The 548-nt window shown below is 67.7% G+C and carries 2 protein-coding genes; both read right to left on the reverse strand.

Going from position 1 to position 548, the window contains the following annotated elements; genetic code table 11:
* A partial coding sequence (locus ACMUOY_RS20860; RefSeq protein ID WP_413894612.1) for a GDP-mannose 4,6-dehydratase occupies positions 1-188 on the reverse strand: 188 nt, incomplete at its 3' end.
* Positions 172-548: GDP-mannose 4,6-dehydratase (locus tag ACMUOY_RS20865; protein WP_413894613.1), on the reverse strand; the 377-nt coding region annotated here is incomplete at its 5' end. The genes ACMUOY_RS20860 and ACMUOY_RS20865, both read right to left, overlap by 17 nt.

Here is a 548-nt window from a genome sequence, read left to right on the forward strand (position 1 = left end):
CGGATGCCCAGGCGAACCAGGTTGTGGAAGCTGCCGACCTGGGCATCGCGCGAGGTGCCGACCACTCTGTAGCCGCGCGACAGCAGCTCACGCGCAAGATAGGCGCCATCCTGGCCGGAGATGCCGCAGATGAGGGCGGTGCGCGGTGCGGAGGCCGCGCGGGCCAGGGCGTCACTCTGATCCGACATTCACCGAATACCCGTGGTTGCGCAGCAGGGCGTTTTGCCGTGCCTGCGCCAGGTCGCTGGCGACCATTTCCTGGCACATCTGCTGCGCGGTGATCTCGGGCACCCAGCCGAGCTTTTCGCGGGCCTGGGTGGCATCGCCCAGCAGGGATTCGACCTCGGCGGGGCGGAAGTAGCGCGGGTCGATGCGCACGATGGGGCGGTCGTTCCACAGGCCGACTTCTTCGAGGCCCTGCCCTTGCCAGCGCAGCTCGATGCCGAGCTCGGCGGCGGTCCATTCCAGAAAGGAGCGCACGCTGTATTGCTGGCCGGTGGCGATGACGAAGTCCTGCGCCTGCTGCTGCTGCAGCATGAGCCATTGCA

The sequence above is a fragment of the Candidatus Skiveiella danica genome (genome assembly GCF_022705245.1).
In the GTDB taxonomy this organism is placed as follows: Bacteria; Pseudomonadota; Gammaproteobacteria; order Burkholderiales; family Burkholderiaceae_C; genus Skiveiella; species Skiveiella danica.